The organism is Hydrotalea sp., assembly GCF_049968455.1.
Classification (GTDB): Bacteria; Bacteroidota; Bacteroidia; order Chitinophagales; family Chitinophagaceae; genus Hydrotalea.
In genome coordinates, this window is the sequence record NZ_JBMFQT010000043.1 from 1 (window position 1) to 3,597 (window position 3,597).

Sequence of the window (3,597 nt, forward strand, 5' to 3'; positions counted from 1 at the left end):
TGCTTGCAACCGGAAGTACAAACCCTGCAGGACGTAGAGTATGAAATTATTGTAACCGATGATAGTGTGGGAGTTGGTGCGGCTACTATGATAGCCGAACAATTTCCCCGGGTACAATGGGTAGCCGGCCCGCGCCGCGGACCGGCCGCCAACCGCAACAACGGGGCCCGATTGGCGAAAGGAGCATGGCTGGTGTTTTTGGATGATGATTGTGAACCGGATAGTGAATTATTAGAGGCTTATGAAAAAGCGATTTTGACTCAAAATAGTTGTTGGGTTTTTGAAGGGTGTATCTATTCTACAGAAGAAATGGATCCTTTATTAATAGCACCGGTTAATTTGACGGGAGGATATTTGTGGTCATGTAATTTTTTGATTAAAAGGGATATTTTTTTTGAAATTGGTCTTTTCGATGAAAATTTTAGGTATCCAAACTTGGAAGACAATGATTTGCGAGAAAGGATTAAACTTCAAAATTTAGCGATCCATTTTGTGAAAACTGCAAAAGTTTTTCATGCACCTAGACAAATGCCCAAACCAAAGCAATTTGCAAGATATCATGAAAGTTGGTTATATTTTTATCATAAATATCATCAAAAAAAAACCATAAAAGATCTTTTAGTAACTATTATCAAAACAAGATTAGTTAATATTAAAGCTAAAAAGAAAAGTTTTAAATCAGTACAAGCGGTATGGTATTTAATGCTTGAAATAGTTTATACAGTTTGGGAAAGCAGAAAATGGGATATTGTATCAAAAAAAGTCAAATGAATTCAATTAAAGCTCGAATAAAAATTTTATTACTCAAACTGCGTCTATTTCATGTTAACGTGAAAAGATTGGATGCTTGGACATATTTAGGTCGTTATACAATTTTAAAAACGGACAAGACAAGTTGTATTTATTTGAACGAGCACATTAGTATTAATAATTATGTGTCTTTGTTTGCGGAAGATCACGCTGATATTATTTTTGGGAAAAGGGTGTATATTGGAGATTATACTACAATACGTGCTTCAAGAGCCAAAGTGGAAATTGGTTCTAATACTATGTTAGCACAAGGTGTTCAACTCATTTCTACTAATCATGCATTTAGCAATCGACATCAATTGATTCATGAGCAAGACATTGATACCCTCAAAATTGGGATAAAGATTGGTAATGATTGTTGGTTGGGGGCCGGTTCAATTGTGCTGCCAGGTGTTACTATTGGGGATGGAGCAGTAATAGGTGCGCATGCCGTTGTTACAAAAAATATACCTGAATATGCAATAGCAGTAGGGAATCCTGCCAAAGTAATCAAATTCAGAAATTAAGCTTCATGAAAATTATACACTTATCTAGTGTAGATCCTAATCCTAATTCCGGAATGGGGAGGGTAAGTTACTATTGGCAGCAGGCTTTAACAGCAGAAGGCTATCAATTTTTGCATATAGGATTAAAAGAAATTGCTGCCAATCGGAAAATTCATCCTTTATGGCAAGGATGGTATTTCAGGCAGTACTTACTAAAAAATAATATTCAAGCGGATATTATCATGGCACATGAGCCCTTGTGTGGGTGGTTGCCCTTGAAAAAGACTCCATTGATTAGTTTCAGTCATGGTATTGAAGAAAGAGCATGGCTAATACAACAACAGTTCGGTATTCTAAAAAAAGGGAGATGGGGCGCTGTATTGCCTATACAGCTTCGTTTTTACTCCAATAACCTGGGTTTTAAAAAGGCTGCCAAGATTTTAGTCCTCAATAAGGCCGATTACCAGTATTTAATTGAAGAAAAAAAAGTTCACGCACATAAAATTGCCTTAATTAAAAATGGTTATACCCCGATGTTTATTGGGGAGAATATGGTTTTACCCAATAAAATAGTTTTTTTGTTCAATGGTTCCTGGATACCCAGAAAAGGGAATCAATTACTCGTAGCTGTATTTAATGAAATTTTAGCAGCCTTCCCACAGGCAGTTCTTAGAATAGCAGGCACGGGTTTAAAACCTGAGGTATTAAAAGCTTTCTTCGAACAAAAAGTTTTCAATCAAATAGAGGTTATTTCAAATTTCGATGCGGATTCTGAAAAAAATATTTATCAAGGCGCAGCATTTTTTGTTTTGCCCTCTTATTTAGAAGGCCAATCATTGGCTTTGAACCAAGCCATGGCCATGGGCCTTTGTCCTATTGTAAGCAATAACAGTGGTCAAATAGACATGATTCAGCATAAAGTAAATGGATTAGTTTTTGAAACCGGCGATGTAGCTTCCCTGAAATCAACCATTATTTGGGCTATTCATCATTTTGAAGAAGCTTTACAATTAGGGAAAATGGCTCAACAATCAATAGCTCCCTATACATGGGAAAATGCTGCTAATAAAATAGTAGCGATTTGTAAATCTATAAACTAAACAAAACAAGCGGTATAAAGCATGCAAGAAAAAGAATTATATAATAACTGGCATGAACAAAGAGGAAGTACTGAAACAGACAATCATGTATTGAATGATCCTTGGTACCAAACAGTGATGAGGTTATTGCCTGATTTATCGCATAAAAAAGTGTTGGAAATAGGGGCGGGCAGAGGCGCTTTTGCGATTTGGATGGCCCAACAATATCCATCCGCTTCAATTATAGCAACTGATTTTTCTGAAAAGGCGATAGCCATCGCTCAAAATAAGATTGCGGATTCTACCCTTAAGAATTTATGTTTTGAAGTAGCCAACGCAGAAGCATTGCCGTATCCGGACAAACACTTTGATATAGTCATTTCTTGTGAAACCATGGAACATGTATTAAACCCGCAAGCTATGGCCAATGAAATCTATCGGGTATTAAAACCGGGAGGAGAATTTATGCTTACTACTGAAAATTATTTGAATGGCATGCTAATTGCTTGGCTCCATGCTTGGGTTACCAAACGACCTTTTAATTCGGGGAGTGGCATACAACCACATGAGAATTTTTTCATCTTTTCTAAAGTAGCCAATTATTTTAAAAAAGCAGGACTGCATTTGATACATACAGAAAGCAATCATTACCAATGGTTATTATTGCCTGGAGTTAATCCAGCTCGTTTATGCACCAAACAGGTTCAATCCTCTTTTTTCCAATCCATTTTTAAACCTTTTGGCCGTCATTATACTTTTATAGGCAAAAGACCCAATAGCTATTAATTAATTTAGCTAAGCAATATATTGCTCAAGAAACCAACAGCAATAGCTTGAAATGTTCATTATTAATATCGTACCACCCATTCCGGTATCTCATAGATGAATGCAAGCGTTAAAAAGTTAAACATGTTCTATAAATTAATGTTTAAATTAAAGCAGTGGAACTCTGTATTTTGGATGTCTTTAAAAAAGATATATTGGCGTATACAGGGTGTACATATTGGGGATAAAGTTTCTATCGGTAGTTTTAAAGCAATTTGGCCCCATAAAATTGTTATTGGAGATAGGTGCGTGATTGAACATGGTGTTTATTTCAAATATGATGCGCCTTATAATACCCAAAAAGCATTCTTGATAGGGAAACAGGTATTCATTGGCAGTTATTGTGAATTCAATATTAAAAGCACTATACAGATTGGCGATTATAGTATGATTGCTTC

5 protein-coding genes are annotated in these 3,597 nt (G+C 36.0%); all 5 read left to right on the plus strand.

What is annotated here, in order from left to right; translation table 11 throughout:
* On the plus strand, nucleotides 1-771 hold a 771-nt coding region (locus tag ACP5P5_RS13470), incomplete at its 5' end, for a glycosyltransferase family 2 protein (protein WP_428286632.1).
* A 59-nt stretch (nucleotides 772-830) separates the two neighbouring features.
* Nucleotides 831-1,316 carry an acyltransferase gene (locus ACP5P5_RS13475; RefSeq protein WP_428286633.1) on the plus strand — a complete coding sequence of 162 codons (486 nt, stop codon included), beginning with the start codon at nucleotides 831-833 and terminating at the stop codon, nucleotides 1,314-1,316.
* Nucleotides 1,317-1,321: 5 nt separating this feature from the next.
* Nucleotides 1,322-2,395 (plus strand): glycosyltransferase family 4 protein, encoded by a 1,074-nt coding sequence (locus tag ACP5P5_RS13480; protein WP_428286634.1) that lies wholly within the window; start codon nucleotides 1,322-1,324, stop codon nucleotides 2,393-2,395.
* Nucleotides 2,396-2,416: 21 nt separating this feature from the next.
* Entirely contained in the window at nucleotides 2,417-3,160 is a 744-nt protein-coding gene (locus ACP5P5_RS13485) for a methyltransferase domain-containing protein (RefSeq protein ID WP_428286635.1), read from the plus strand.
* A gap of 123 nt (nucleotides 3,161-3,283) precedes the next feature.
* Nucleotides 3,284-3,597, plus strand: a 314-nt coding sequence (locus tag ACP5P5_RS13490) for a DapH/DapD/GlmU-related protein (protein WP_428286636.1), incomplete at its 3' end; no start/stop codon positions are given.